The 775-nt window shown below is 71.2% G+C and carries 1 protein-coding gene; it reads left to right on the top strand.

What is annotated here, in order from left to right:
- Window positions 1–775 (top strand): IS4 family transposase (locus tag ABD308_RS39500; RefSeq protein WP_344345983.1); only part of this gene is annotated, 775 nt, incomplete at both ends.

Here is a 775-nt window from a genome sequence, read left to right as displayed (position 1 = left end):
CGGAGCTGCCGTAGAAGAGGGCTGTCACTCCAAGACATCCTCACCACGGGAGCTCCGCTGTTGGAACAGGTTGCCATAGCGCGGACGGCCGGGGTAGCTGCAGGCGCGTTCGCGCCCGGCCATATCGGCGAGTTGACCCGGATCGTGCCCTTCGAGATGGTCGATGAGGTACTGGCCGAGACGAAGACCGTGCAACGGCGGGTCCGGCTGGTGCCGGCGCGGGTCACCGTGTACCTGCTGCTGGCCGGGGCGCTGTTCGCCGAGCTGGGCTACCGGCAGGTCTTCGACCGGATGTGCTCAGGTCTGGCGGGCCTGGCGCCCGCCAGACCCAGCGCCAGCGCGTTGCGGCAGGCCCGCCAGCGTCTGGGGCCGGCACCGTTGAAGGCACTGTTCGACCTGGTTCGTGGCCCGGGAGCCACGACCGCGACCCAGGCCCGATGGCACGGGCTGTGGGTGGTGGCGGTCGACGGCACGCTGCTGCCGGTCCCGGACACCCCGGACAACCTCGCGGTGTTCGCCAAGCAGCGATGCAACAACGGGGCCGGAGGCTACCCGCAGGTCCGGCTGACCGCCCTGGTGGCCTGCGGCACCAGGGCGGTGATCGGGGCGGTCTTCGGCCCGGCCACCATCGGAGAGCTGGAATACGCGAGCCGGCTGACGGGCGATCTGCGCGCTGGGATGCTGCTGCTGGGCGACCGGAACTTCGCCGCCGCCGGTCTGCTGAACCGCCTGGCCGCCACCGGCGCGCATCTGCTGGTGCGGTGCAAGTCCGCAC

This window comes from Kitasatospora putterlickiae (assembly GCF_039527695.1).
GTDB classification, from domain to species: Bacteria; Actinomycetota; Actinomycetes; order Streptomycetales; family Streptomycetaceae; genus Kitasatospora; species Kitasatospora putterlickiae.
Note: the sequence above shows the minus strand (reverse complement) of the source record. Positions and strands in the feature narration are given on the sequence as shown.